Annotated in this window: 6 protein-coding genes; 2 read left to right on the forward strand and 4 right to left on the reverse strand. The window is 73.8% G+C overall.

What is annotated here, in order from left to right; translation table 11 throughout:
• Positions 1–83: 83 nt before the first annotated feature.
• Complete coding sequence (locus ACFW1A_RS39165; RefSeq protein ID WP_380418236.1) at positions 84–530, reverse strand: cupin domain-containing protein; 447 nt, start codon at positions 528–530, stop codon at positions 84–86.
• Between the two features lie 153 nt (positions 531–683).
• Between ACFW1A_RS39165 and ACFW1A_RS39170 the strand changes: the two genes are divergently transcribed.
• Positions 684–1,379 carry a DUF4232 domain-containing protein gene (locus tag ACFW1A_RS39170; protein WP_380418238.1) on the forward strand — a complete coding sequence of 232 codons (696 nt, stop codon included), beginning with the start codon at positions 684–686 and terminating at the stop codon, positions 1,377–1,379.
• 50 nt (positions 1,380–1,429) lie between these two features.
• Here the strand turns inward: ACFW1A_RS39170 and ACFW1A_RS39175 are convergent, their stop codons facing one another.
• From ACFW1A_RS39175 to ACFW1A_RS39185, 3 genes are all read right to left on the reverse strand, one after another.
• Positions 1,430–1,639 carry a hypothetical protein gene (locus tag ACFW1A_RS39175; protein WP_380418240.1) on the reverse strand — a complete coding sequence of 70 codons (210 nt, stop codon included), beginning with the start codon at positions 1,637–1,639 and terminating at the stop codon, positions 1,430–1,432.
• The gene (locus ACFW1A_RS39180; protein ID WP_380418242.1) at positions 1,636–2,073 is read right to left on the reverse strand and encodes an Ohr family peroxiredoxin; all 438 of its coding nucleotides are present in this window, start codon (positions 2,071–2,073) and stop codon (positions 1,636–1,638) included. Before ACFW1A_RS39180 ends, ACFW1A_RS39175 begins: the two co-directional genes overlap by 4 nt.
• A 130-nt stretch (positions 2,074–2,203) precedes the next feature.
• Positions 2,204–2,656, reverse strand: coding sequence for a hemerythrin domain-containing protein (locus tag ACFW1A_RS39185; protein ID WP_380418244.1), 453 nt, complete (start codon positions 2,654–2,656; stop codon positions 2,204–2,206).
• Positions 2,657–2,890: 234 nt separating this feature from the next.
• On the opposite strand from ACFW1A_RS39185, the gene ACFW1A_RS39190 reads away from it, so the two are divergent.
• The coding region (locus ACFW1A_RS39190) for an aldehyde dehydrogenase family protein (RefSeq protein WP_380418246.1) at positions 2,891–4,097 on the forward strand (1,207 nt) is incomplete at its 3' end.

The raw sequence follows: 4,097 nt of genomic DNA on the forward strand, positions 1-4,097 counted from the left end.
GCCCGCACTTTGCGGACCGCGCCGCCGCTGCCCCGCCGACGGGCCGGCGGTCCGACGGGCCGACGGATCGATGGGCCGGCGGATCAGAGCGTCTCGGTCGCGTACCGGGCCCGCAGGGCGGCGAGCCGGTCGGGGTCGAGCGGCTCGCCCCGCTCGATGGCGCGGTGGATGTCGCGGAAGTAGTCCTCGTACCCGGCCGGAGTGAGCAGGAAGAGGCAACGGGCCTCGTCCGCCGAGGCGTTGCGGAATCCGTGCGCCGTGCCGATCGGCACCGAGACGGTGCCGCCCGCGCCGAGCGTGCTGGCGCCGTCGGGGAGGTCGAAGGTCACCTCGCCCGCCAGCACGTGGAAGTGCTCCGCGTGACCGTGGTGGACGTGCGGCGCCGCCCCGATCGCACCGGCCGGGAAGCGGTACTCCACCACCGCCAGCGCGCCACCGGTCTGCGCGCCCGACAGGTGGACCACGTACGACCCGGCCGGCGCCCGCAGCCGTTCCCCGCCGCCGGGCCGGATCATCGCCAGGTCAGTCATGGTCTGATGATAGGTCAGGCCGCTTGGCCGGCCCGCCCGCCCGGCGTGCACCGTTCGTCGCAGGCCCGTCCCGACTCGGCAACACCGGCTGCGTCGGGCACCCCGGACGGGGAAGGCTGAAGGTGACAGCGCCGGTGCGACCAGGAGCGCCCCATGACCACCAGTAGCCGATCCCGCTCGTTCGCGATACTCACCCTCGCCGCGGCCACCGCCTGTGTGCTGACGGCCTGCGGCTCGTCCTCGAACGGGTCGCACGGCGCGGGCCCGGCCGCCCCGGCGCCCTCGTCCGCGGCACCCTCCGCGGCCCCGGCACCCGGGCCGGGCAGCGTGCCGCCCGCACCCGGGGGTTCGTCCGGCACGGCGGCCGCTCCGTCCGGCGGGCCGACCGGCGCCGCCACCGCCCCGGCCACCGCGCCGACCCCGGCGCCCGGTGCACCGGGCGCGTGTGCCACCGGCCAGCTCTCGGTCAAGCAGCAGAACGCGGACGTCGCGGCCGGGTCGTACTACGCGGAGCTGGTCTTCACCAACACCTCCGCCACCACCTGCACCCTCACCGGCTACCCGGGCGTCTCGTACGTCACCGACAACGGCGTGCAGTCCGGCAACGCCGCCGACCGTGCGCCGGGGACCGCCGCCACCGTGACGCTCAAGCCCGGTGGCACCGCGAGCGCCCAACTGCACGACGCGAACGGCGTCAGCGGCTACGATCCCGCCCAGTGCCAGCTCGCGTCGGCCAAGGGGCTGCGGATCTACCCGCCGAACCAGCGGGACGCGCTCTTCCTCCCGTGGCCGACCCAGCACTGCGCCGGGCCGACGATCCACGCCCTCACCGTCGCACCGGTGCACTGACCGGTCGGCACCGGGTGATGCCACCCCGACCCGCCGGCGGCCGGCGGATCCTAGAGGCCGAAGTCCAGCGCGAGGCACGAGTAGAACGTCCAGCACCGGTCCGGATCGTCCACGGTCGGCGGCCCGCCGGCGGACACGTCCCGCAGCGCGGTCATGTCCTCGAAGCGGATGCGCTCGGGCAGGGCGCCGAAGCGTGCCCGCCGGGCGGCGGCCTCCGGCGCCGGGCCCGCTGCGGCGGCCGCGGTCGACTCCCCGTTCACGCCGCGACCGTGACGGCGACGGCGTTGACGGTGACCGGGATGTTCCCCCGGGTGGCCTTGGAGTACGGACAGATCTGGTGGGCGGCCCGGCCCAGCTCGGTGGCGGTCTGCTGGTCGACGCCGCCGAGTTCGAGGTTGAGCACGGCGGCGAGGCCGAACTGGCCGTCCTCGGTGCCGTTCAGCGTCACCTCCACGGTGATCGCGGTGCTCCGCAGGCTCACCTTGCGCGCGGCGGCGGCCCGGCGGACCGCGCCCAGGAAGCAGGCGCCCCAGCCGGCGGCGAAGAGCTGCTCGGGGTTGGTGGCCCCGCCGGCGCCGCCCAGCTCCTTCGGGACGGCGAGCGGCGTGACGAGCACCCCGTCGCTGGCCGCGACCCGGCCCCCGTTGCGCCCTTCGCCCGTCACGGTCACCGCAGCGGTGTAGCTGACAGTCATGGCTCTGTCCCCTCGGGTGGAGTGGCCGGCGATCCGATCGAATCACCGGTCTGAACGGTGACGAGTATGACCCGACCATTCGTCACCGGTCAAGACGGTTACGCGAGCGGGAGTGCCGTCCGACACCGCACTACCCCCGGCGCACGGCACCCCAGGCCGCCATGGCGCGGTCCCACTGGTCCCCGCGCAGCGCGGTCAGCGAGGCGGGGAAGAGGCCGTCCTCCTCCTTCGCGATGTGGTGGTGCAGCTCCTCGACCGCTCGCACCAGCGCGGCCCGCTGGGCCGGGTCCGCCAGGTCCAGCGCGGCCAGGAACGCCTCCAGCTCGCGATGCTCGCGCACCAGGGCGTCGATGTAGGCGGCGTACTCCTCGTCCTCGTGCATCTGCGCGAACAGGCCCGCCTCCTCGCCCTGCCAGTGCGCCCGCAGTTCGACGGCCATCCGCCGGACCAGGTCGCGGGCGGCGCCGTGGTCACCGCGCCCCAGCGCGCGCACCGCTCCGCCGCCCAGGTCGGTCACCGACTCGTGCTCGGCGACGTACTCCCTGATGAGCGGGATGTCGCGGCACCCGCAGTAGTGGCACACCGGGTTCGTCTCCTCACTGGCGTGGGGTTCTGACGTTCCCTCACATTCTTGGACCGCGGGGCCGGTGCCGCCGCGCAGGCGCGGGGGGATTCGTGTCGGCCCCGGGGCCGGTGACCGGCCGCGTCACGAACGGTCGGTCGGCCAAACCGTGTTCGCCCTGTTGACTGTGGCCATGTCAGGGACAGACTGGTCGGGTCCCATTCCCTGTCGTCGAGACTGAGGAGAGGTCACCGCATGACGGTGTACGCGGCCCCCGGCCGGCCCGGAGCGATCGTCGACCTGCACAGCCGTTACGACCACTGGATCGGCGGGCGGTTCGTCCCGCCGGTCCGCGGCCAGTACTTCGAGAACCCGTCCCCGGTGACCGGTGAGGTCTACTGCGAGGTGGCGCGGGGCACGGCGGAGGACATCGAGGCGGCGCTGGACGCCGCGCACGCCGCCGCCCCGGCGTGGGGGCGCACCGCCCCGGCGGAGCGCGCCCAGGTGCTGCTGCGGATCGCCGACCGGATGGAACAACACCTGGCGGAGCTGGCGGTCGCGGAGGTCTGGGACAACGGCAAGCCGATCCGCGAGGCGCTCGCCGCGGACCTGCCGCTGGCGGTCGACCACCTGCGGTACTTCGCCGGGGCGCTGCGCGCCCAGGAGGGCGCCCTGTCCCAGCTGGACGAGGACACCGTGGCCTACCACTTCCACGAGCCGCTGGGCGTGGTGGGCCAGATCATCCCGTGGAACTTCCCGCTGCTGATGGCGGTCTGGAAGCTGGCCCCGGCGCTCGCCGCCGGCAACGCGGTGGTGCTCAAGCCGGCCGAGCAGACCCCGGTGTCCGTCTTGCTGCTGATGGAGCTGGTCGCCGACCTGCTGCCGGCCGGCGTGGTGAACGTGGTCAACGGCTTCGGCGTGGAGGCGGGCAAGCCGCTCGCGTCCAGCCCCCGGATCCGCAAGATCGCCTTCACCGGCGAGACCACCACCGGCCGACTGATCATGCAGTACGCCAGCGGCAACCTGATCCCGGTCAGCCTGGAGCTGGGCGGCAAGAGCCCCAACGTGTTCTTCGCCGACGTCGCCGACCGGCGCGACGAGTTCTACGACAAGGCGCTGGAGGGCTTCGCGATGTTCGCCCTCAACCAGGGCGAGGTCTGCACCTGCCCGTCCCGGGCGCTGATCGACGGTGCGATCTACGACGGCTTCCTCGGCGACGGCCTGGCCCGGGTGGCCCGGATGCGCCAGGGCAACCCGCTGGACACCGACACCATGGTCGGCGCCCAGGCCAGCAACGACCAGTTGGAGAAGATCCTCTCCTACATCGACACCGGCCAGGCGGAGGGCGCCAAGCTGCTCGCCGGCGGCGAGCGGGTGGACCTCGGCGGCGAGCTGTCCGGCGGCTACTACGTCGCCCCGACGGTGTTCGAGGGCGACAACAGCATGCGGATCTTCCAGGAGG

Source organism: Kitasatospora sp. NPDC058965 (genome assembly GCF_042741245.1).
In the GTDB taxonomy this organism is placed as follows: domain Bacteria; phylum Actinomycetota; class Actinomycetes; order Streptomycetales; family Streptomycetaceae; genus Kitasatospora.

Bases quoted from the DNA above. Each gene is read 5' to 3' on its own strand.
- ACFW1A_RS39165 (WP_380418236.1), bottom strand. From the start codon at position 530: ATGACTGACCTGGCGATGATCCGGCCCGGCGGCGGGGAACGGCTGCGG.
- ACFW1A_RS39170 (WP_380418238.1), top strand. From the start codon at position 684: ATGACCACCAGTAGCCGATCCCGCTCGTTCGCGATACTCACCCTCGCC.
- ACFW1A_RS39180 (WP_380418242.1), bottom strand. From the start codon at position 2,073: ATGACTGTCAGCTACACCGCTGCGGTGACCGTGACGGGCGAAGGGCGC.